This is a genomic window from Chitinophagaceae bacterium, from assembly GCA_007695095.1.
Lineage (GTDB): Bacteria > Bacteroidota > Bacteroidia > Chitinophagales > REEL01 > REEL01.
Map to the genome: position 1 here is coordinate 44,401 of REEL01000111.1, position 23,048 is coordinate 67,448.

The window sequence follows — 23,048 nt, forward strand, 5'->3', positions numbered from 1 at the left end:
TACCTAATTTAATGAAATCAATATTCTTAGCAATTGCTTCTCTTTTCATCAGTTCCGTTTTATTTGCACAAACTATCACGCATGGCCCCATCATTGGTGGCGTAACTGATAATTCAGCACGCATCTTAATAAGAACGGTTGTTCCTTTTTCTTATCAGTTACAAATATCACCAACAACTAATTTTTCTCAGGCAACAATTTATTACGGACAGACATCTACTTCAGATTACAATTTTTCCATAAAGGATGTCAGTGGATTACAATCCAACACACGTTACTATTACAGAGTAGTCATCGGAGGTTCTGTAGTAGCCGGTCCGGACTATTTTTATACCTTTCCCTGTGTAGGAGAAAGCATTGACTTTGCTTTTCATTTCGGGTCGTGTACAAATAATAATGTTCAAAATGATGTGCTTTTTGATGTGATGCAAAACTATAACGCTCGTTTTTTTCTGCATTTAGGAGATTGGTTATACCCGGATACAACAGATAATTTACCGAACAACACAAATTTTTATGCAAATGATTACGATTTGATTGTAGGTTCATATAAAGGTAGGTACAGTTACCCCAGAATGAGTGAATATTTAAAAAGAGTCCCTGTGGATTGGGTTTATGACGATCACGATTATGTTAATGATAATACTTCCCGAACTACAGCATCTTATACTAATTTTGGAGTAAGTCCAACCATAATGGAAATTCCTTTTCCTCCACAAACGAGAAGAAATCTTATAGAAGCTTATTACCGCTTTTTTCCGGGTTATGAGGAAGTTGATAGTACAGAAGGGATTTTCCATAGTTTCCGATTCGGGAATACGGAGGTTTTTATGATAGATAATCGAAGTGCAAGGTCTCCAAATACAAATTCACTTAAAAATGTGAATGGGCAATGGGTTTTTGATCCGGATCCTGACCATACTATGCTGGGAGATGTTCAGCGGGCATGGCTGTTGGACAAGCTCAAAAATTCCACCGCAACCTGGAAATTTATTGGTTCAGGCACGGCTTTTAACAGAACCTATGGAGATGCGTTACAATCTGCTTTAAATCTTCCAAATTTAGCCGGATTGCCAATTTCAGCTTTGTTGGTTGATTCATGGAGTGGATTTCCATTAGATCAGGATACGCTTATTAATTGGATTAATGCACATAATATAGACGGTGTGGTGATGATGAGTGGTGATACACATACATCCGCTATTGGCAATGCGCAAACAGGAGGCATCACAGAAATGATGGCCGGCTGTTTATCCCAAAGTAATTCTACGCTATACACTACTGTACCGTTATTAAATCTGGGATTAGTATGGTCTGAAGGCGGACAAGGAATAGATGGAAATTTAAATACAAACAATGCTTTTGGAAATGTAGAGGTTTTTGGAGACGATTCTGTAAGGCTCACTTTAATTGATGAACAGGAAAGTGTTTTAGCAACTTATACTGTTTATAGTTGCAGTTATCAAAGTGGCTTAACTATGCAGGTAGATTCAGTACAGGATTTACGTTGTGCTGATATTGAGGATGGAAAAGTATATTTATCTGTACAGGGAGGAGCTGCACCCTATCAATTTTATGTAAATGGAGTTGAAAAAGGAAGTGAACCGGTTTTAAGCGGATTACCTGCCGGTCGTCACCTTATAGGACTTAGAGATTCTAATGGATGTTCTTTAGAAGCTTGTGTGGAAATTGAATCTCCCCCTTTACTGGAATATGCTGTAGAAGCTGAAAATGTTGTCTGTCATGGCGATACAAGCGGAAGTATTCAATTAAGCATTAATGGAGGTGTTCAGCCTTATCAGCTTAATTGGGAAAACGGCCAAACATCTCAAAACTTACAGGGGTTAAATGCAGGTTTGTATATTTTTGAAATCGAAGATGAAAATAATTGTGTTTATACCGATACAGTAACTATTTCTGAACCTTTGGAATTAACAATCAATGCTCAGACCTTTTCCCCGAATTGTCATGATGAATCAAGCGGTAGAATTTTTATAAATACTCAGGGAGGAACTGCACCATACGGATATATCTGGGCAGATGGAAGTTTGCAAGCTAACCGACAGGGTTTATCTGCGGGGAACTATGCAGTTACCGTTACAGATTCTAAGGGATGTGAGGCTATCGGTAAATACATACTTTCAAACCCGGATCCAATTGAAGTATCTATAGATACAGTTTTTCCAACTTCAGGTCAATCAAATGGTGCGATAGATTTAACTGTCAGCGGAGGCACAGCCCCTTTTTCATATAGCTGGAATACCGGTGAAACAGTATCGCTTTTAGAAAATCTTTCAAGTGGATTTTATCAGGTTACTGTTACTGATGCCAGAGGTTGTGAAAAAATCGTAGATGTCTTTTTACCCTTACAAACAGGGATTTCCGGGGATGTGGAAAGTCCTAAAATAAGTGTTTTCCCAAATCCGGCGGGTGAAATTTTTTACATAGCATTAAATGGTTTTCCTGAAACTAAAGCAGAGATAAAGCTTTTTAATAGTGAAGGGAAATTGTTGGTTGACTTTGTTGCAGAAACTTTTCAAAATGCATTGATTCCTATTGACATTAGTGATTTGCCGGGAGGTTTCTATCTGTTGCATTTTGATACTAATGAGCATATCTACAGAGAAAAACTTTTTATACAACGATAATTTTTTGCTTAATTTAATCAGGATTTTATAATTATTTAATACTGCAGAAATCAAATCCAATTATAAATTCATAATTTAGCCTTTCGATTGATTACTTATGTATAAGAAAACGTACAATTTTTGGGTTTTAATTTTTGCTTTTTGCTTTTTACTTGGAAAGGATACTAAAGCGCAATTATTACCTTCTTTTGGTGATTCAAGAGTGGGTTCAACCGGTTTTCAGTTTCTGAAAATCGAACCCGATGCAAGGTCAGCTGCAATGGGAGGAGCTTTTATTGCTGTTGTTGATGATGTATCTTCCCTGTATTGGAATCCGGCAGGACTAACCCAATTAGATTCCCAAAAACTTCACCTTCAATTATCACATTCCAGTTATTATTCAGCCATAAATTATCAATATGCAGGAGTTGCATGGCGTTTGAGCAGTCAGAGTGTAATAGGTGCTTCTTTGTATTATTTAAATACAGGAGACATGAATGTAACAACGGAGTTTATGCCTTTTGGAACAGGTCAAACATACAGGGCGGTCAATATGGCGGCAGCCCTTTCTTTTGCTCAGGTTTTGACTCAGAATTTTAGTTTTGGAATCACCGGAAAGTATATTAATGAAAGTATTGCAGAAGTTACCGCACAAACGGCCGTTGTTGATTTTGGTTTTCAATATGATGTAGGCTTGGCAAATTTAAGATTTGCTGTTGGAATTAATAATTTTGGTTTTAATACCCGCCCAAAAGGAGAAATTGAGCATTTGACCTTAAACGGTCCTCAGTTAATAGATGAGTTTGAGGAAATTGCTGTTCCTGCTATATTCAGACTTGGTCTGGCTTGGGATCCTTTAGTTTTAGATGACCATAGAATAACGGTTTCCGGGCAATTGAATCACCCGACAGACAATAATGAGACGTTTGCCTTTGGCACCGAATATACTTGGAATCGTTTTCTCTTTTTTAGAGCAGGATATGAATTCGGTGTGGATGAGGGAGGGTTTCCGGCTTTTGGTTTTGGTATGCAGTATGATCGTGATTTTGGCAGACTCAGTTTTGACTATGGTTTTACAAATAAAGCAAGTTTAGGCAATATACATAGATTCACTATAGGGCTTTCGCTCCTTTAACAGAAGATTTAAATGAAAAATTTGATAAAGATGAAAAGCAACTTACGCTTATATTTACTACTTGCAAGCCTTGGCGTATTCTTGCAGAGTTGTGATTTTTTGTTTGGTTCAAGAGAAGATGAAACAGTAGATGAAGTCTTTGAGCAAGGCAGGATAGACCCGAATCTCATTCCTGAAAATGTTGGTTATGTACCTATATTTCCTTATTGGGAAGGATTTGATCAACCCAGAGATGTTTATGTCGGATACGATGAAATGGTTTATGTTATAGACAACCGGGGAGTTAATATTCTGGATAGAAAAGGAGAATTGCACAGAACTATAAATATCCCTAATGCAGGGAAGGTGGTTCAAAGTCGTCAAATGCATACTTATGTAACCGGAAGAGCAGATGTTGAAGTGGGTGGTCAAATGTTTAATTTAGCAGCAGTTTACAGAATTTTGGGTGCTTCTACTTCCGGAACTCCGGAAATTATTGATACATTGATACATCCTTTTGCTGATGCTTCAAGAAACAACACTTCCTTCAGACCTAACGACGATCCTCAGGTTGAGTTTACCGGAGTTACTACATTGGCGGACAATACCTTATATGTCTCCCGCAAAGGGCCGAGAAATGATTTGACAGCTATATCCAGACCGGATAATACTATTTTGATTTTTAATAATGCCGGTGAAAATACCGGGCATACCTCAGGCTTAAATCCCGTAACATCAAACCTCAGGAGTGTACTTGATGTGGGCGGTATTGCTTCGTTTGCAGCACCCCCGCAAAGTTTAGGTGGATTTTCTACCAGTGGGGACTTTTTGTTGGTACAGCAATCTCCGCAAGCAGAATATAAGGTTTTATGGATAAAGAGAGTCATTGACCCTGAAACAGGTATACGTTTTGAAGAAAATGCAAATTTAGTTCAGTTTGATTTTACTCGTGCTGACCGTTTTTTATATGAGCCTAATCGCTTTAAGAAGCCTTCAGATGTTTATGTAGCTACTGATGCTCAGGGCTATATTTTTGTAGTAGATGCCCAAAAAGATTCTTTATATCAGTTTACAAGATCCGGTGCTGAAGGTGTGAATCCACCCCCAAACTCTCCGGATACTAAGAATATAATTGTTTCTTTCGGAGGCTCCGGAAATGGCCCTTTTCAATTTAACGAACCGTCCGGGGTATGTTACCACAGAAGAGTTGTATATGTTGCAGATAAAGGAAATAACCGTATCGCACGCTTTAAGTTAAGTACCGACTTGGAATAAAATTACGTTACTTTTCGAAACGGATTTATATAGAAAAAAGACTTTTTAATTATCAACTTTAAAAAGTTTATATACTTTTATTAAAAAAAGTATCATTTTACCCGCTAACAATAAAAAGAAGATTAGACCCGGTGTGTTTTGGCCACCTTTCCTGCTATTATTGTTTGCTGTGCTTAGTTCTTTCTTTTATCCGGAAGCTTTTTTGAAACAAATTACCGGTATTAATGATTGGATACTCAATCAATTTTCATTAGTATTTTCCTTAGTGGCATTTCTAATGTTTTTAGTCTGCCTGATTGTTTCATTTACACCTTTAGGTAATATAAGAATAGGCGGTGAAGATGCCAAACCTATTTTAAGTAGATGGAAATGGTTTTCCATAATTTTATGTACGACAGTCGCGATAGGTATTTTATTTTGGGGAACGGCAGAACCACTATTTCACATAACAGAACCTCCGGAATCTCTGGGTATTTTATCTTTTAGCAAAGAAGCTGAAAAATTTTCAATGAGCATTCTCTTTTTACACTGGAGCTTTACTCCTTATGCTATTTATTGTGTACCGGCTCTTATGTTTGCTCTTTGCTTTTATAATGCCGGTAAAGAGTTTAGTCTCGTATCTCCAATGTATCCAATCATAAAGGGTAAAGCCACAATCCATATTCGCCCATGGGTAGATAGCATATGTCTTTTTGCATTGGTAGCCGGCATGGCAGCTTCGCTTGGGGCAGGTATTTTAAGTTTAAGCGGTGGTATCAGGTATTTATTCCCATTAGGAGATACTTTTTGGCTAACCGGACTGATAACTTTTTTTGTTATACTGACATTTACAGTATCAGCTGCAACCGGTTTGTTGAGGGGTATTCGTTTTTTCTCGGATATTAACCTAAAAGTTTTCTTAGGTCTTTTGATCTTTTTACTTTTTGCAGGCTCTGCTCCTGCCATATTCAAAGCCTTTATTCAGGGTACTACCGGCTATTTAAGCTATTTTTTACCCATTAGCCTTAATATTGGCCCTTTAGGTAATGACCCCTGGATAAAACTATGGTCTGTTTTTTACTGGGCCAATTGGATGGCATGGGCTCCGGTTACCGCATTGTTTCTTGGTAGAATTGCCTATGGCAGAACGGTAAAGGAGTTTTTACTATTTAACTGGGTGCTACCTTCTTGTTTTGGGATTTTTTGGATGTCTGTTTTTGGTGGGATGACTATTCAACTCGCTTCTGAAAATAATCTACTGTTCGGAGGTTTGCTTGAAAATCTGGGGCCGGAGTCGGTGATTTACACTGTTTTAGAATTATTGCCTCTTGCTGTACTCAGTATTCCGGTTTTTATCATTGCAGTATTCGTTTCTTATGTAACTGCTGCGGACTCTAACACAGAAGCTATGGCAGCATTAAGTAGCCGGGGAATTGAGCCGGACTCACCGGAAGCCTCTGTTAAAGTTAAAGTAATTTGGGGAATCACTATAGGTTTGGTGGCCTGGATAATGATTAGTGCAGCAGATATTCAGGGCATAAGGATGTTATCTAACTTAGGGGGATTGCCGGCTATGTTTTTACTTTTTATCATTTCATTGGCATTGATTAGAGTTGCAATTAATCCCAACAAGTTTTTTAAGAAATAAATTAAAGATGTTTTTCAGCATCCCAGTTTTTAGACTTAAAGTATTTATTCGCAGAGTTTATTGCCGGTTCTTCAAGAGTTGTTGCCATTGAATCGTTCCATCTGTTCAAAAATCCAAAAAGACTTATCACACCTAATATTTCAACAATTTCCCCTTCATCCCAATGTTTTCTAAGATTTTCAGAGATTTCCTGATCAACATGATTTGGTAAGCCTGAAGCAGCAATGGCAAAGTCTAAAGCGGCTATTTCAGAACTTTCAAAAGCAGGGTGTGTTTTGTATTCCCAAATGTTTTTTAATTTAACTTCCTGAACGCCATATCTTTCAGCGGCTCTTATGGTGTGCGCCTGGCAATATGCACAGCCGGCAGTAAAACTACAGATGTAACCGATTAATCTTTTTAATCCGCTGTTTACCCTTCCTTTGTTTTCCATCACGGACTTATTAAGTTGCACAAATGCTTTTGCTATTTGAGGTCGGTGCGACATTGTTAGTACACTGTTTGGGCAGAACCCGAGAGTTTCATTGAAAAAAAGAATTAATTCTTCCAGTTCCGGATTGTTTAAATTTTCAATAGGCTTAACTAATGGTTTGTTCATTTTTATTTTTTTAATCATTAAAGTTTTGAAGCTGAGTATCCCAATTATAATCGTTGTATTTTAACTTATATTTACTGAAGTCAATATTAAATTGTTTGCTTAAAATCCTATTAATTCCTGACCTTCCTCCAAAGTCGGCTCTAAACCATAAAAAAAGCTTACTAACGTAAACGACTTTTTCCTCTTCATGAATTTTTGTATCTGTCTCTAAAAAAGATTCAGTAGCCAGTCTTAATTGCGCATCAATATCTTCGTAGTTGTAAAAGGCTATGGGCGGGCAACTCGTAGCTCCGCAGTTTAGAGCAAAATGTAGCCTGTAATCGGTCTTTTCCACAGCAAGATGTCTGATTTTTTTACCCGGAAAAGGATCCGGAAGATACCCTAAACCATATTTCCACCTGTATTTTCGAAGAATACCATGCTCTATTTCATCAAGACTAAAAAAATGATTCGCAATGGGGATTACTTTTTTAGTAAATATGGCAGGCTTTTCTAAATTTTTCTGAATGGCCAATATCTGAAAGTATGCATTGTAAATATTAATCCAAAAAGTGAGTTTAGCTTTGTCGGATGGAAGACCGATTCTCAGGCTTTCAAATGAAATGTCATTAAGCCTTTTTTCTATAGTTGAAGTAGGTTCTTCCATTTTGACCTGAAGTAACAGCTTTTCTGAAAGTTCAATTAGTTCATTATTTACAGAATCATCCACCGGTTTCTCCTTTTGAATATAATTTAGATGTATTCCCAAAAGCAATACTATAATAAAAGTCAGTAACTTCACCTTGTAATAATATGTATTTGAAAAGTTTATGCTAAGCTATGACAATTTAGTTTAACAATTGCATAACAAAAAAAGCCTATAAGTGTTATGAATGCAGTTGAAAATTTTATAATTGATTATGAGGGTCAACAAAAAGATATTCTTTTCTATCTACATGATTTGCTTATAAAAATTCCCGGGATAGAGCCCAAAGTACGCTATGGGATACCTTTTTATTATCGGAAAAGTTGGATTTGTTATTTAAATCCGGATAAAAAAGGAAATGTAGAATTTGCATTTCTCAGAGGAAATGAGTTAGAAAATAAAAGTGGTTTGCTTCAATCCAAAGGTCGCAAACAAGTTATGGGAATTACTTATTCAAAAGTTGAGGAGATTAAGTATGAAGCGGTCATTGAAATTATAGAGGAAGCTCTGAAATTGGATGAAAATGTGCCTTATGCCTCAAAAAGAAAACCAAAAGAATAGGGAAAGTAAAAAGAGATTGCCTTTTAACAGACAACCTCTTTAAACTGCTTGGTAGTGTATATAAATCTTTAGACTATATATAAAGAGGAGTGATTAAAGTCTGAAGCCGACTGTCATAACAATCTGGTTTCTGTTTACCTCATTTAATGAGCCCACGCCACTGTCATCAGGCATGGTATAAAAACCTAAAAAGTCATTAGACATTCTTCTGGCAAAACCCAGATCTAAATAGAAGCTTTCTTCTCTAAATCCGATTCCTCCGGTAATAAATTGTTGTATTTGATCTCCTCCTGCTGTTTCTACATCATCTTTAAAAGGAGAACCATAGTATGCATAACCGGCTCTAAGACGGATGTTATCAATTACTCCTTCTGCACCAACTCTTAAGTTAGAAGCGGGACCATATAAATTTCTGATATTATTATTTTGCTGACTGGCTGTTAATTGGTTTCCGGAACCGAAGCTGTAAAATGATTCGCTGTAATCAACAAATTCATAATCTACAGAAAGAAATCCATATTTACTGATTATGAAAGCAGCACTTCCAATAACTCTCCATGGAGTTGTCAGATTGTATGAAAAATTACCGTCCGGGGATTCGCGGGTAATAGTTTCCGAGTCTAATCGGTTTGTCATATTGCTGCTGTATTCATCTTCCAGTCTGAAATATGTCGGAGAATGAACGGCAGCACCTAATCTTAGCCAGTTAGCTACTCTGTAAGCCATTCCACCCTTGAAGTTAATTCCCCATCCTTGTGTTTGTAGTTCTCTGTTTACATCCAAAGATCTAAAGCCGGGAATAGAATCCAGTACATCTCTTTCGGTAAAACTTAACTCATTTGTATAATTAACTCTTGGAAATCCAATTGTTGCTCCCATATATAGCCTGTCATCATAGTTTCCTGCAAAAGACAAAGTAAATTCATTAATGCCGCCTCTTTCATCTATAGTTGCATTTTGCTCAACCATTCCATTGGGAATTCTTGAAACATAATTTGTCGAATCACCACTTACCGGATCAACTAAAAAAGTTTCATAAGCTAATGATGGCTCAAAACCAACACTTCCAGGGTTTATGCCTGAAGGATGAGTTCCTCTGAGTTCATTGGCATAAAAATTAGATATTGAACTTTCAGCATTAAAACCACTGTAAAATTGTCTGCTTTGGAAATTATTGAGACGGTTAAATCCGAATGCAAATGAGTAAGCCCGCCATTTATCGTGCATATTATTTCCGCGACTGTCAACTAAAAGGTTTGTATGTACAAAACCGAAATTCGAAAAGTTTAAATTATAATGAATTTCTTCAGCCTGATTTCCCAAAAAATCACTACGATGATTTGTGACATTGAATCCGGGTGTAATCATAATTTCATTTCCTCTATAAAGTCCGAGACCTGCGGGATTAAATGATGCTGAGGAAAAATCAGCTCCGAGGGCTCCGAAAGCTCCACCTACGGCTATACTTCTTGCAGTTCCGCCGAAGTTTGTTTGTGAATATCTTAGTGCGTCAATTTCGTTTTGAGCTAACAAAGGGCAAGACAGTAGTAACCCCATAAATATGGACCAATATTTTCTCATGTTTTATAGTTTCTAAAGTTTAAGAAATAGTGTTTTTCAATTGAAAAATAAAATTATCTGGGACCTCCTGATCTTCCACCCCTTGAAGGTGCACTTCCACCACTCCTACTTGGACTACTTGAAGGGCTTGCACTTCTGTTGGGAGAACTGCTTCTTGAAGGACTAGCATTTCGCTGCGGAGTACTTCTTGAAGGACTGGCACTTCTTTGAGGCTGAGTTCTCGAAGGACTAGCGTTTCTCTGTGGTGCAGACCTTGAAGGACTGGCATCTTGTCTTGAGGGACTCGGTGAAGGAGTCGCTCTGTTTTGAGGTCTCGATTGCTGCTGAGGCCTGGATTGCTGTTGCTGTGGTCTTGACTGCTGTTGCGGTCTTGACTCTTGTTGCGGTCTTGACTGTGGCTGCTGAGGCCTTGACTGCTGCTGTTGTTGCGGTCTTGATTGCGGCTGCGGTCTTGATTGTGGCTGTCTGTTTTGCATTTCAGGAGCAGACCTTCTTGGTGTAGTATATTCACGGCTTTCTCTGGTTTGCCCCCTATCTGGTCTCGAATAGTTATATTGTGGCCTTTGCTGTGCACTCCTTGAAGGCTGCTGTCCGGCCTGACCTCTTTCTGTATAAGAATCCGTAGTTCTGCCAGGCTGATATCTCTGAGGAGTAGTTTGTCTGCCTTCAGTTGCTCTGTCCTGCATTTGCGGATTAGACGCATTTGCATCTCTAACATTGCCTGTGCCCTGTGGAGCTCTTTCTGCAGGGGTAAATCTGTCTGCTCTTCCGGCTGTTGAAGCACCTCTGTCACTAACCCTTGGGTCAGATTGCATAGTTGAAGATTCTTGATCTCTTCCACTTACATTTCTGTCGGAAGGACTGAATCTCTCAACATTATCTCTTGAACTAACTCTGTCAGACTGAGCTGCTCTACCTGCGTCAACTCCGCTTCTTTCTGAAGAAGATGTTGCTTGACGCTCGCTGGTTCTGGTATCTTCACCACTTAGACGAGCTGCTCTGACTGCCTGGCTTTCTGTTTCATATCTTCCACTGGTACCAAATGCTGTATTCGTTTGTCCACTACCTGATCTGGGTCCATAGTAAGAAGAGGAACCTGTAGAACCGGGGTGCCATGTTGAACTGGCAAAACTTCCGTCATAAAATCCGTGATTATAGCCTGCCCAGTAGCCATGGTTATAGCCGGACCAGTAACCGTGACGATATGAAGAGCCCCAGCCCCAGCCCCATCCGGAACCCCAGCCCCAAGATGAATAACTGTACCAACCTCTGGTATACCATGGACGGTGCCATGGAGAATGCCATGAAATATATACTCTCGGCCTCCATATTGACCATGGATTACAGTAGTAAATACTTGTACCCCAATAAAACGGGTCATAGCCGTAATAATATGGGTCTGTATAGTAACCGCTGTAAAAACTGTGAGTATGATGAGTTCGGTGGAATCTTCTTATACGGGTTGTGTAGTAATAATCATGCCCGTAATAATTATTGTAGTAATTATTAGTAATATAAGTATTTCCATACTCATCTTCATAAGACTCTGTATAACTATCTGTTGTATAAGATGTATTATAAGAACTTTGCCCGGGTGTATAATATAAGTCATCATACTGCGCATAAGCAGAGAGCGTTATGCCGAGCATAATGCTTGTTAGTAATAGTGATATTTGAGTAATCGTTTTCATAACTCTGTATTTTAAATTTAAATTAAAAATTTCTGGGCACTTATCCAAGTTTAAATTATTAAATTTGCCATTCTGATTTAACACTTTTATAGAGGCAAATAGTGTGCCAATAACAAAATAACATGGGAAAAGAAATAACAAAAAAGTCTGAAGACTTTGCACAGTGGTATAATGACCTAGTAATAAAAGGGGGTCTGGCAGATTATTCTGCTGTTAGAGGTTGTATGATAATTAAACCATACGGATATGCAATTTGGGAAAAAATGAAAGAAGTTTTGGACAAAATGTTCAAGGAAACAGGACACCAAAACGCATATTTTCCTTTATTTATTCCAAAGAGTTTCCTGAGCAAAGAGGCGGATCATGTGGAAGGTTTTGCAAAAGAGTGTGCAGTTGTTACACATTATCGTTTGAAATCGAATCCGGACGGCCCCGGAGTTGTAGTTGATGAAACAGCAAAGCTTGAAGAAGAATTAATCGTCAGGCCTACTTCTGAAACTATCATTTGGAATTCATATAAGAAATGGATACAGTCATACAGAGATTTGCCGTTGTTAATTAACCAATGGGCTAATGTTGTGAGATGGGAAATGCGTACCCGTTTATTTCTGAGAACTACTGAGTTTTTGTGGCAGGAAGGTCATACAGCGCATGCAAATAAGGAAGAGGCCGTACTTGAGGCTGAAACTATGCTTGAAGTTTACAAAACTTTTGCAGAAAACTGGATGGCAATGCCGGTTTTAACAGGACTAAAATCAGCGAATGAGCGATTTGCCGGAGCTGTTGAAACATATTGTATTGAAGCTTTGATGCAAGATGGAAAAGCATTACAGGCAGGGACCTCTCACTTTTTAGGACAAAATTTTGCAAAGGCATTTGATGTACAATTTTCCAATAAAGAAGGTAAATTGGAGCATGTATGGGCGACTTCATGGGGGGTATCTACCCGATTAGTAGGTGCTTTAATAATGGCTCATTCTGATGATGATGGTTTGGTTTTACCACCCAAGCTGGCCCCTATGCAGGTTGTGGTTGTACCTATATACAGAAATGATGAACAAAGATTAGCTATTGCCGAAAAAATTGATCCTTTGTTAAAGGAACTGAGAGAAAAAGGCATAAGTGTAAAATTTGATGATGATGATAAATATAAACCGGGCTGGAAGTTCAATGAGTACGAAATGAAAGGCGTTCCGGTTAGAATAGCTGTAGGACCAAGAGATTTAGAAAATAATACGGTAGAGTTAGCCCGCAGAGATACTAAAGAAAAACAAATAGTTTCTTTTGACGATTTATCTGCAAGGATTATCACACTTTTAGACGATATACAAGAAAATATTTACAAAAAAGCATTAAATTTCAGAACAGAAAGTACTCGTCAGGTTAATTCTTACGAGGAGTTTAAAGAAGTTATTGAAAATAAAGGAGGTTTTGTAGAGGCTCATTGGGACGGAACTTCAGAAACGGAAGAGAAAATTAAGAATGAAACAAAAGCTACAATTCGTTGCATACCTATGATAGAAAAGCCTGAAGCGGGCACCTGTGTATACAGCGGTCAACCTTCTAAACAAAGAGTTGTATTTGCGAAATCATACTAAAAGGAAAAAAAATGTCTAATCTTGAATCATCAAAAGATAAAATCTTAAAAGCGCTGAACGAAAAAGCTTGTTTAAAAAAGAAGACTTATGAGTTAACAAAGTCTGTTTTCAAGGATTTTAAAGAAGTTATACATACTATAAGTAAGGAGTTAACCGAGGATGTCAAAAAAATGGATACCTCCTTAGAAATAGAGTATAAAGATAAAAGTGAGTATGAAATTGAACTAAAGTTTGCCGGAGACACTCTCATTTTTTCTATGCATACAAATGTTTTTGCTTTTGATGATTCACATGAGATACACCGCTCAGAATATGTGAAGAATAACCCGTTGAATATCTATTGTGGAATGATCCAGGTGTATAATTTTTTATCAGATTCACTGAGATACTCCAGATTACAGGATGTAGGTTATATGGTCGGGAGAATCTTTATTAATAAAGACAAGCATTTTTTTGTAGAAGGAGAAAGGCAACTCGGTTTTTTATACAATGACTTTGACAATGCCAAAATTAATAAGGTTTATATACGGGCAATTATAGAAACAGCAATACTTTATTGTATAGATTTTGATTTGCTTGCACAACCTTTTAAAGAAGTAAGAGAAAAAAGCGTATTGCAAAAACTCAGTGAAAGCGGAGCTCAATCGTCCAAAACCGGTAAAAGGGTTGGTTTTAAATTTGAATCAGAACGCCAGCTACCAAGTTAATATGCTTGGTTATTAATTGATTATAATAATTGAACAACAATATCGTCAATACTTACCCCATCGGCTTCTGCATTGTAGTTTTTAACAAGACGATGTCTTAAAATGGGTAAAGCTACTGCTTTTACATCCTCTATGTCAGGAGAATATTTATTTCTGAAAGCTGCATGACATTTTGCTCCTAAAATTAAAAATTGAGAAGCTCTCGGACCCGCTCCCCACGATAAATATTTATTGGTAATTTCAGCAGCCTTACTTTGATTAGGTCTTGTTTTAGCTACAAGATTTACAGCATATTCCAAAACATTATCGGCCAAAGGTATTTGTCTTATAGCAAGCTGAAACTTTAAAATCTCTTCAGCACTCATAATTGAAGAACTTTTTCCCTGTTTACCGGATGTAGTGGCTTTTACAATTTGCATTTCTTCTTCAAAAGAAGGATATTCGAGTGTTATGTTAAACATAAATCTATCAAGTTGAGCTTCCGGTAAAGGATACGTTCCCTCCTGCTCAATTGGGTTTTGCGTAGCCAAAACAAAGAATGGTAAAGGCAATGCATGTCTCTGTCCTGCAGCAGTAACAGATCTCTCCTGCATGGCCTCTAACAGAGCTGCTTGCGTTTTTGGAGGAGTTCTGTTAATCTCATCTGCTAAAATAATATTTGCAAAAACAGGTCCCTTGTTAAACTTGAATCCCTGCCCTTGCTCTAAAATTTCTGAACCACTTATGTCAGAAGGCATTAAATCCGGGGTAAACTGTATTCTGCTGAATGAAAGATGCATGGTGTCAGACAAAGTTTGAACCAATAAGGTTTTTGCTAAACCCGGCACTCCAACCAATAAACTGTGGCCGTTACAAAATATGGCTGTAAGCACTTGCTCTACAACTTTGTCCTGTCCAACAATTACTTTAGCAATTTCTGATTTAAGCTCACTAACTTTTTTGTGAAGACTGTCTAATACAGCCACTTCATTTTGTATTTCGCTCATTGATTTATTTTATTCTACTTGTTACAGATGATTTATCTTTTAAATTATCACAGTCCTGATACTTTTCATCAATTTTTATATATGTATCATTCATTCGGCTATGCATCCACCTAGCCATTTCTTTTTGTTGCTTAAAGTTCAGCGCAGCAGCCTGAATTTTATTATAGTCCTGTTCTAAATTTGCTACATGAGCTTCCGTTTCAGATTTAAGGTAAATTATTCTGTAGGCTTTTTCACCACGTGCAGACTCAAATAATAAAGGCTCCGAAAACTCCCCTGCAGAAAGATTTGAAACGGCACTGAATACAGGCCTGTCTAATTGGTCTAATTCAAAAAAAGTATCCCCGCTTTCCTGATTGACAAATAAGCCTCCGTTCATTCGGGTTCTTTCAAATTGACAATAATCAATAACCGCCTGATTAAAGCTAATTTCACCTGAAACTAATTTTTGTCTGACAGTATCTAATTTTTCTTTGGCTTCCCGCAAGTCAAAACTGGTTATTTGAGGTCTTATTAAAATATGTTGTAACCGAATTCTATCGCCCAAACGTTCGTTCACTTTGATGATATGATAGCCAAAATCAGTTCTAACTATTCCGGAAACTTCGCCCTCACCTAATCTGAAAGCAGCACCCTCAAATTCAGGTGCCAAACCCTGTCCTCTTTCAACAAAACCTAAATCACCGTCTTTTTCAGCAGAACCGGGATCTTGTGAGTATAATAAAGCCAGCATACCGAAATCTTCTCCTGCAGCTACCCTTGATCGGATTTCCGTAATTCTTTCACGAGCCATTTCTCTTTGTAAAGTACTTACTTCCGGTTTAATTACAATTTGTCCGACTTCCACCTCAGCATTAAAATACGGAAGACTGTCAGCAGGAATGGAGTTAAAAAATTCTTTGACTTCAGCCGGACTTACTTTTACATCCCTCACTATTTTTCTTTGCAGTTGGCTGGCCAGAAGCTGATCTTTAATATCTCCTCTGAATTCTTCTTTAATTTCTTCTATAGATTTGCCATAATATGCTTCAAGTCGCTCCTGAGATCCAATCATTGAGATGAAATACCTTAATCTTCTTTCCATTTCACCGTCAACCTCTTCGTCACTAATTTCTACACTGTCTCTATCAGCCTGAACTAATAGCAACTTCTCCAGAATTAGGTCTTCCAGTAAATCACACTTAAAAGTTTCAGGTATTTCTTCATCCATCTGAGATTTTAATTGTTGAAACTGTAATTCAATGTCAGAATCTAATATGATTCTGTTTCCTACAATTGCAACAATCTTGTCAGCAACAAAAGATTGCCCCTTTAAGGGACTTTGTATAAAAATAAATAAGAGCAAAGGCAAAAGGTAAAAAAGGATTCTTTTCTTTAAAAACATGTATTTTATTTAATTTCTAATTTTTTTATTAAAAAAAGATAGCCGCTTATTGAAATACAGCAATCTTTAAAATCTATTCAAACATACAGAAAATTAGTCGTAAAGTTCAAAAACTCTTTCTCTTAACGCTTCATTATATAGCTTATTATAAGTAGAGTTTATGAGGTTTCTTTTTCTTAAATTGATAATTATTTTTCGAATATCAGACTTCACATATTCAAAAGGAGCCAAATCACCTATAGACTTAAAATCATTTACTTTTACCAGAAAAATTTGTCCGTTTTCTTCTAATTTCTCTGCCCGGTTAGAAGTGGCAAGGCTTTTATAATCTTCATCACTTATTGGTAAGACTCTTTTCCCTTTTGAAAGAGGAATCCAAAAAGATTCTTCCAGAGAGTATTCCATAGCATATTGCAGAGCATATTCATTCAACAATTGGCGGCTGTTATCATCCCCACCCTGAAGCCATTCGATTGCTTGTTCCTGATTGGGAGTTGCCACATCCAGTTTTAAAAATTGAAATGAAACGATATCTTCTTTTAAAATAAAGTTTGCTGAGTTTTCAGCATAATAATCTTTCAGGTCGTTATGCACTAACTGTGTATCTAAGTTTTGCTTTATCAATTCAGATTCATACAAATGGATGTATAGCGAAGCTCTGTATTCATTAACCTGCTTCTCAATCTCGGGAATTCTATCCGGAAGATTTCTTCGGGCTGCTCTGAAAGCCAGTTTATTTCTAATCCAGTTATTGGTATAACTTTCTATTAAAGAATTGCTGTCAGCTATATTGTGACTACTGTGCAACACATAGTCCAAATCTCTTAAGTAGAGAAAATCATTTTCAACTCTGGCCAGAACTTTGCCTTCTTCCGGTTCCGGTCTTGGCTGAAGAAATTCACAAGAAAAAAGGAATAAGGCCGACAATAAAGTAAAAACTAACTTTAAAGGAATAGATTTTTTTATTTCCACAGGGACTCTAATACCGTATGATTAATATTGACAGGGTATTTAGCTCTTAATTCTTTTACCCATTCTTTTTCCAAATGTTCCTGATAAGCTGAAACAATAAAACCTCGTGCTTCATTTAGTTTTTTAGGTTCGGGTTTTCTGATTTCATTAAACTGCAGAAAAGTAACAGAACCATCAGGATTATTTATATTTTCAGTTATGCCGGTTTCCCATTCATACATATCAATTAAATTATGTCCGCCTCTTTCTACTAATTTATTTTCAATCTTTAGTTTGTCAGGGTTTTCATCATCATTGACTCTGCTTAGCATTTCATCTTTAGATAAACGACCTCTGTTTGCCCATCTTTTTACGCGTCTAGCCGTACGATCCTCTTTAATGGTGTAAATGTTAACATCTGCTCTTTCGTCCCACATAAAGCGGTCTTTATTTTTTTCGTGAAAAGTTTTTAAACCGGTAGTATCTTGTAAAGCCTGTGACCAAATTTTGCGGTCAGTAAGCTCAAAAAGTAAGATTCCGTTTCTGTATTCATTCATTAATGCTTTGAAGTTTGGATTTTTTTCCTCCAATAAAAACTCTTCAAATTCAATTATTTTATCATCCTGAAATTGATTATAAAGTTGTTTGAAAATGTCTTTCGGGTCACCGGATCTTCTGCGGATTCTTTGATTTTCAACATGATAAATAAAGTCTTTCTGCTGATAAGTAGTATCCCCTATTCTGAAAAGTGGTTTCGTATATTTTCCGGCATCCTGAACCGTCCACGCGCCGGTAAGCAGATTTTCATCTACTAATTTTTCTAATTCTTCATAGTTTGCTCTCCAAAAACGGAAATTATTTTCAGATTTAATTCTTTCTATCAGTTCTTTTTTTGCAATGTCTGAACGGGTATCTCTTTCCACTCTGTTTCTCAGGTCGCTTCTAATAGCTTCCAATGTTGGCAAAGGATGAACATGTATTCTTTTAATAATATGGTAACCAAAGGGTGTTTTAACCGGGTCACTTATATCTCCATCATTTTCTAAAGCATAAGCAGCTTGTTCAAACTCAGGAACCATTCTACCTGTTGAAAAAGGAGGTAACTCACCGCCCCTTCTTGAAGAGAACTGGTCGTCGCTGTGTTTCATCGCTAAACGCCTGAAATCCCCACCTTCATCCAACAAACTCTTTATATGGTTTATTTTCATCTCTGCCTCTTTCAGCTTTTCTTCATCCTCCCCTTCGGCACTGATTAAAATATGTGCAGCAACCATTTCTCCTCTGGCTTGTCTTCTTTCATGAACTTTTATAATGTGATATCCAAAACGAGTTCTGACCGGCATAGAAACTTCTCCTTCAGCAGTATTGTAAGCGGCTGTTTCAAAAGGATAAACAGTTCTGAATGCCGTCAAATATCCTATGTCACCTTTGTTTTGGGAAACGGAAGGGTCCTGAGAATTTTCTACGGCAAGTTTGGCAAAATCTTCACCCCTCACTGCTCTCCTTCTTATATTCATAATTTTTCTGTAGGCTTCTAAAGTGTCTGCCGGTAAGGCATTTTCAGGTAAACTGATAAGTACATGACTTACGCGCACTTCTTCTTTCATTCTCTCATAAGCTTCCTTTATCAAAGATTCCGTAACATCTTTGTCAAATATAAAGGACCTGGCTAGTTGTTTGCGATAACCTTCTAATTCATCATTTATGTGAGAAATGGTATCAATCCCTTCATTTTTTGCTTCTTTTACTTTTAGACGAAAGTTGATATACAAATCTAAATAGTCCTCAACATCTTTTTGGTCTGTATGAATATCACTATTTGGATTGTTTCTTTGATAAACTCTTGAGAATTCATCTAATGTAATTTCAGTATCGCCAATGCTAAACAGCACATCTTCCTGAGCTCCTTCTGCAGCATGGAGATTTGTGGTATAAAAGCATGAGCCTAAAATCAGAACCAAAAAAAGGCTCTGTTTTTTCATTGAGAGAAAAGATGAATACATATTTGATTTTTTAAACTTGTACAAATAAAATGCTAAATTAAGAAGACTTTGCTTTTTTTTTATAATACTTGCTATATAAAGCAAAAATTAAACGAAGACATGGAGTTTGTATTACAAAAGTCTGTCTTTTTTTAGATTCGTTATTTCTTCTGTTGCTTTTGATAGGTGTTCAAGTGCATGAATTTCCTTTAAAAAAGCCTCTCTACCGGCCTCTACCATTTCTTCACTTTTATAAAAATCCATAATAGACGCTGCATCTCTTGAAACCTCAATGATTAAATCGGGTTTGTTTTTTTCAAGTATATGGTCTGAAATATGATCCATCATTATTTCTATAGACTTGGTAAGTAGTTTAAAATAGCCCAGTTCCTCTTTTTTTTCTATCATATTTTTACTTCCATTCCACCAATAGTCAATAAACTTGTCAATTTGAAAACGATAATTTGTTTCATTGACCGGTTTTTTTAAACAAATTTCCGGAACGGTGTATTCTCTATTGGCATTTACGTTTACAATTATTTTTAAATCATATTTGAGTTTTAAAAAAGCATTTACCGGAATAGGGTTTGCGATTCCTCCATCAATGTAGGTATTATTATTCTTGACAAAGGGAGTGAGTACAGTTGGTACTGCCACTGAAGCTCTGATAGCATCTAAAAGATTTCCGGATTTAAAAAAATGGCATTTGCGTTTATTAAGGTCTGTTGCTGCTGCAGAGAATTTAACAGGGAGGTTTTCTATGTTGGGACTTCCTCCAATGATATTCTCCATTTGCTTGAAAACTCTTTCCCCTTTTATGAATCCTTTTGAATTTATCGTAAAATCCATAAGCCGGTAAACGTCTATTTTATCAAGAGTATACATCCAGGATTTAAAAGCTTCTAATTTGCCCGCTGCATAAACACCTCCGACAGCAGCACCCATAGAAGAGCCAGAAACAGCAACTATTTCCCATCCTAATTTTTCAATCTCTTCAATAACACCAATGTGAGCCATGCCTCTGGCACCCCCACTGCTTAATACCAAATAAACTTTCTTTTTCTGCATTTTTAGGAAGTTAAAAGTTTAAGTTTTTGTTTAAAAATTTATGTTAATATAAGCCATTTAGAAGCAATAATTACAAACTTTCATTGTTTAATTGAAATAATAGTTGATAGTCTTAACTATTTTAGAACTTTGCTGTTGTTGTTTCAAATATAATTTATGAATCTTATAAAAAGTACTTTAATTCTCTCTTTCCTTTTTTTATTAGCAATAACTGTAACTGCACAGACAACGGTTTCAGGAACGCTCAAAGATGCCAAAACAAATGAAGTACTGGAGTTTGCTCAAGTTGTTTTCATGTCACCGGAGGACAGCTCGACCGTTTCGGCAGCTACTACCGGTTTAGACGGCAGCTTTACGACTGAAATTAATCCGGGTTCATATATTTTAAAATCAAGTTACATAGGGTATCAATCAATCACCAGAGAAATAACTATTGAGGAAGGCAGAAACAGACTGGGAGATTTGCTTGTAGAAATATCTTCCGAGGAATTAAGAGAAGTTGAAATTTCAGCTGCTGCAAGTCTTTTCAGAACGGAAGCAGACAGAAGAATTTTTAATGTAGAAAATATGACGGTTTCTGATGGCGGAACAGCTATTCAGTTGCTTGAAAACCTTCCATCTGTTCAGGTGGATGAAGAAGGAGGTATTTCATTGAGAGGCAGCAGTAATATCTTAATTTTTATCAATGGAAGACCAACAAATATATCCGGAGATGATGTTGAGTCCGTTTTAGAACAATATCCCGCAGATGCAATTAAAAGTGTAGAACTTATTACAAATCCTTCAGCAAGATATGATGCAGAAGGTATAGGCGGAATTATAAATATTATACTAAAAGAAGAAAGACGTGGTGGCATCAATGGTCAGGTAAATGCATCTGCAGCAACCGGTCACAGATATTCCGGTGGTTTAAATTTGAATTTTAGAAGAGATAACTTCAATATTTTTGCAAACTACAATTATCAGTACCGTCAAAACAGGCAAACAAGTGAAACTTTCAGAGAAAACTTTTCACCAACAGCCACTCCTTTTTTAGACCAGAATTTCAATACCAGAAATTATAATAATACGCACTTGATTAGAACAGGTATAGAGTATGACTTAACAGAAAACAGCACGGTGCGTTTGTTTTCTAATATAAATTTACGCACAGTTGACAGAGAGAGAACTTACTATAACCGGTTTAAAAATGAAAATCTGGACTTAGACAGTATGAGCGTTCGTTTTTTAACGGAAGACAGAGATAGTAGAAATTTTGAGTTTGGCGGAAGTTATAGTTTAAGTTTGAATGAAGGCTCAAGCAGTTTGAATATACAGTCATCATATTCTGATGATGAAACAGACAGAATTGAATATTTTGATCAGTATTTTATTACTGAGGGTTACGTAGTTTTGCCGGAAAAAGGCTTAGACCAGACTTATGAGAGACCTGTGAGAAATAAAATGTTTTTGTTTCAAACGGATTTTGAACATAGTTTGAGTACTGAAAATGAAAGAGCCATAGAAACAGGAGTTAAGCTTACCTTAACGGAACAGAACAGGGAGCAAATTTTTAATGAATTGAATCCTGTTACTAATGAATATGTTGAAAATGAGTTTATAACAAACAGCTTTGATTACAATGAAGATGTTTATGCAGCTTATTTTATTTTTAGAGATAATATTGACAGATTCAGTTATCAGGCCGGATTGAGAACAGAGTATACTATAACTGAATCTTTCCAACCTAAAATTGATTCAATACATACTAATAACTACATAAACCTATTTCCGAGTGTGTTTTTAAGCTACAGCTTAAGTGAAAACCAAGATGTTCAGGTGAATTATAGCAGAAGAATACGCAGACCGGGAATGCGCTCGCTCATGCCTTTTATTAATGCGCAGGATTTGTTAAATCTGAGACTCGGGAACCCTTATCTTGAGCCTGAAATCACAGATAACATAGAGCTTAGCTATATACAATCTTGGGAAAAATACATGTTATCGGCCAGTATTTATCACAGAAATACTCAAAACGGAATCACCAGGGCTATCACCTCTTTTGATGAGCAAACTTCAGTTGTAACCTGGCTTAACGCTGCACAAAGAAATAATACAGGTCTTGAATTAGTCAATTACTTTCGCTTAAGTAATAACTTTGATGCTACATTAACCGGTAATTTTTATTATTCGGTTTTATCCGGAGATATTAATGGTTCTCCTTTTTCTGATGAAAGCTTTAGCTGGACATTAAGTTTAATGTCAAACATCCGCATACCAAAAGTTTTCAATGTCCAGGTAACCGGTAATTACAGCGGACCAATGGTTTTCCCTCAAGGAAGAATCAAGTCCCGCTATGGAGTTAATGTGGGCTTTAGAAGGAACATAATGAATAATAACGGAACAATCAGCCTGAACTTTTCGGACATTTTTGGAACCCAAAGATTTCGATTTGAAAACACCAATGAAAACTTTTATCAGGAGCGTGAATTTAACTGGGAAACATCAGTTATTACTCTGGCTTTTACCTATCGTTTCAGAGGTTATAGTGAAAGAGATAGACAAAGAAGAGGTGGCGGGCCAAGCGGTATGGATGACGATGATATGTTTTAAACGGGTAAAAGTGAGTTGCTG

17 protein-coding genes are annotated in these 23,048 nt (G+C 36.8%); 8 read left to right on the plus strand and 9 right to left on the minus strand.

From position 1 onward, the window contains the following. The first annotated feature begins 11 nt into the window (after positions 1 to 11). From EA412_07300 to EA412_07315, 4 genes are all read left to right on the plus strand, one after another. A complete protein-coding gene (locus EA412_07300) occupies positions 12 to 2,648 on the plus strand; it encodes a T9SS C-terminal target domain-containing protein (protein TVR79026.1) in 2,637 nt (878 codons plus the stop codon). Between the two features lie 97 nt (positions 2,649 to 2,745). Next, complete coding sequence (locus EA412_07305; GenBank protein TVR79027.1) at positions 2,746 to 3,762, plus strand: hypothetical protein; 1,017 nt, start codon at positions 2,746 to 2,748, stop codon at positions 3,760 to 3,762. Positions 3,763 to 3,774: 12 nt separating this feature from the next. Further along, positions 3,775 to 5,016, plus strand: coding sequence for a hypothetical protein (locus EA412_07310; GenBank protein ID TVR79028.1), 1,242 nt, complete (start codon positions 3,775 to 3,777; stop codon positions 5,014 to 5,016). A 91-nt stretch (positions 5,017 to 5,107) separates the two neighbouring features. Further along, positions 5,108 to 6,643, plus strand: a complete 1,536-nt coding sequence (locus EA412_07315) for a hypothetical protein (protein TVR79029.1) — start codon at positions 5,108 to 5,110, stop codon at positions 6,641 to 6,643. A gap of 1 nt (position 6,644) precedes the next feature. Here EA412_07315 and EA412_07320 read toward each other — a convergent pair whose 3' ends face one another. Continuing rightward, entirely contained in the window at positions 6,645 to 7,241 is a 597-nt protein-coding gene (locus EA412_07320) for a carboxymuconolactone decarboxylase family protein (GenBank protein TVR79049.1), read from the minus strand. Between the two features lie 10 nt (positions 7,242 to 7,251). Then, complete coding sequence (locus EA412_07325; protein TVR79030.1) at positions 7,252 to 8,022, minus strand: DUF547 domain-containing protein; 771 nt, start codon at positions 8,020 to 8,022, stop codon at positions 7,252 to 7,254. Positions 8,023 to 8,109: 87 nt separating this feature from the next. Between EA412_07325 and EA412_07330 the strand changes: the two genes are divergently transcribed. Continuing rightward, a complete protein-coding gene (locus EA412_07330) occupies positions 8,110 to 8,487 on the plus strand; it encodes a DUF1801 domain-containing protein (protein ID TVR79031.1) in 378 nt (125 codons plus the stop codon). A gap of 93 nt (positions 8,488 to 8,580) precedes the next feature. On the opposite strand, the gene EA412_07335 is transcribed toward EA412_07330, so the two are convergent. After that, complete coding sequence (locus tag EA412_07335; protein TVR79032.1) at positions 8,581 to 10,068, minus strand: hypothetical protein; 1,488 nt, start codon at positions 10,066 to 10,068, stop codon at positions 8,581 to 8,583. A gap of 53 nt (positions 10,069 to 10,121) precedes the next feature. Further along, complete coding sequence (locus EA412_07340) at positions 10,122 to 11,843, minus strand: hypothetical protein (GenBank protein ID TVR79033.1); 1,722 nt, start codon at positions 11,841 to 11,843, stop codon at positions 10,122 to 10,124. A 38-nt stretch (positions 11,844 to 11,881) separates the two neighbouring features. Here EA412_07340 and EA412_07345 point away from each other — a divergent pair, with 38 nt between their 5' ends. Then, complete coding sequence (locus tag EA412_07345) at positions 11,882 to 13,357, plus strand: proline--tRNA ligase (GenBank protein ID TVR79034.1); 1,476 nt, start codon at positions 11,882 to 11,884, stop codon at positions 13,355 to 13,357. A gap of 11 nt (positions 13,358 to 13,368) precedes the next feature. Further along, positions 13,369 to 14,064, plus strand: a complete 696-nt coding sequence (locus EA412_07350) for a hypothetical protein (protein ID TVR79035.1) — start codon at positions 13,369 to 13,371, stop codon at positions 14,062 to 14,064. Positions 14,065 to 14,084: 20 nt separating this feature from the next. On the opposite strand, the gene EA412_07355 is transcribed toward EA412_07350, so the two are convergent. From EA412_07355 to EA412_07375, 5 genes are all read right to left on the minus strand, one after another. Further along, positions 14,085 to 15,050, minus strand: a complete 966-nt coding sequence (locus EA412_07355; protein ID TVR79036.1) for a MoxR family ATPase — start codon at positions 15,048 to 15,050, stop codon at positions 14,085 to 14,087. Positions 15,051 to 15,054: 4 nt separating this feature from the next. Further along, the gene (locus tag EA412_07360; GenBank protein TVR79037.1) at positions 15,055 to 16,434 is read right to left on the minus strand and encodes a peptidylprolyl isomerase; all 1,380 of its coding nucleotides are present in this window, start codon (positions 16,432 to 16,434) and stop codon (positions 15,055 to 15,057) included. Positions 16,435 to 16,527: 93 nt separating this feature from the next. Next, positions 16,528 to 17,406, minus strand: a complete 879-nt coding sequence (locus EA412_07365) for a hypothetical protein (protein ID TVR79038.1) — start codon at positions 17,404 to 17,406, stop codon at positions 16,528 to 16,530. Next, positions 17,397 to 19,472 carry a hypothetical protein gene (locus tag EA412_07370; protein TVR79039.1) on the minus strand — a complete coding sequence of 692 codons (2,076 nt, stop codon included), beginning with the start codon at positions 19,470 to 19,472 and terminating at the stop codon, positions 17,397 to 17,399. Before EA412_07370 ends, EA412_07365 begins: the two co-directional genes overlap by 10 nt. Positions 19,473 to 19,499: 27 nt before the next feature. Beyond that, on the minus strand, positions 19,500 to 20,435 hold the full coding sequence (locus tag EA412_07375) for a phospholipase (GenBank protein ID TVR79040.1): 936 nt from the start codon (positions 20,433 to 20,435) through the stop codon (positions 19,500 to 19,502). A gap of 156 nt (positions 20,436 to 20,591) precedes the next feature. Between EA412_07375 and EA412_07380 the strand changes: the two genes are divergently transcribed. Continuing rightward, positions 20,592 to 23,027 carry a TonB-dependent receptor gene (locus EA412_07380; protein ID TVR79041.1) on the plus strand — a complete coding sequence of 812 codons (2,436 nt, stop codon included), beginning with the start codon at positions 20,592 to 20,594 and terminating at the stop codon, positions 23,025 to 23,027. Positions 23,028 to 23,048: the final 21 nt, after the last annotated feature.

Excerpts from the sequence above, each read along its gene's own strand:
- EA412_07320 (TVR79049.1), bottom strand. The coding sequence starts at position 7,241 with ATGAACAAACCATTAGTTAAGCCTATTGAAAATTTAAACAATCCGGAA.
- EA412_07335 (TVR79032.1), bottom strand. The coding sequence starts at position 10,068 with ATGAGAAAATATTGGTCCATATTTATGGGGTTACTACTGTCTTGCCCT.
- EA412_07350 (TVR79035.1), top strand. The coding sequence starts at position 13,369 with ATGTCTAATCTTGAATCATCAAAAGATAAAATCTTAAAAGCGCTGAAC.
- EA412_07345 (TVR79034.1), top strand. The coding sequence starts at position 11,882 with ATGGGAAAAGAAATAACAAAAAAGTCTGAAGACTTTGCACAGTGGTAT.
- EA412_07355 (TVR79036.1), bottom strand. The coding sequence starts at position 15,050 with ATGAGCGAAATACAAAATGAAGTGGCTGTATTAGACAGTCTTCACAAA.
- EA412_07330 (TVR79031.1), top strand. The coding sequence starts at position 8,110 with ATGAATGCAGTTGAAAATTTTATAATTGATTATGAGGGTCAACAAAAA.
- EA412_07375 (TVR79040.1), bottom strand. The coding sequence starts at position 20,435 with ATGCAGAAAAAGAAAGTTTATTTGGTATTAAGCAGTGGGGGTGCCAGA.
- EA412_07300 (TVR79026.1), top strand. The coding sequence starts at position 12 with ATGAAATCAATATTCTTAGCAATTGCTTCTCTTTTCATCAGTTCCGTT.
- EA412_07305 (TVR79027.1), top strand. The coding sequence starts at position 2,746 with ATGTATAAGAAAACGTACAATTTTTGGGTTTTAATTTTTGCTTTTTGC.
- EA412_07380 (TVR79041.1), top strand. The coding sequence starts at position 20,592 with ATGAATCTTATAAAAAGTACTTTAATTCTCTCTTTCCTTTTTTTATTA.
- EA412_07310 (TVR79028.1), top strand. The coding sequence starts at position 3,775 with ATGAAAAATTTGATAAAGATGAAAAGCAACTTACGCTTATATTTACTA.
- EA412_07360 (TVR79037.1), bottom strand. The coding sequence starts at position 16,434 with ATGTTTTTAAAGAAAAGAATCCTTTTTTACCTTTTGCCTTTGCTCTTA.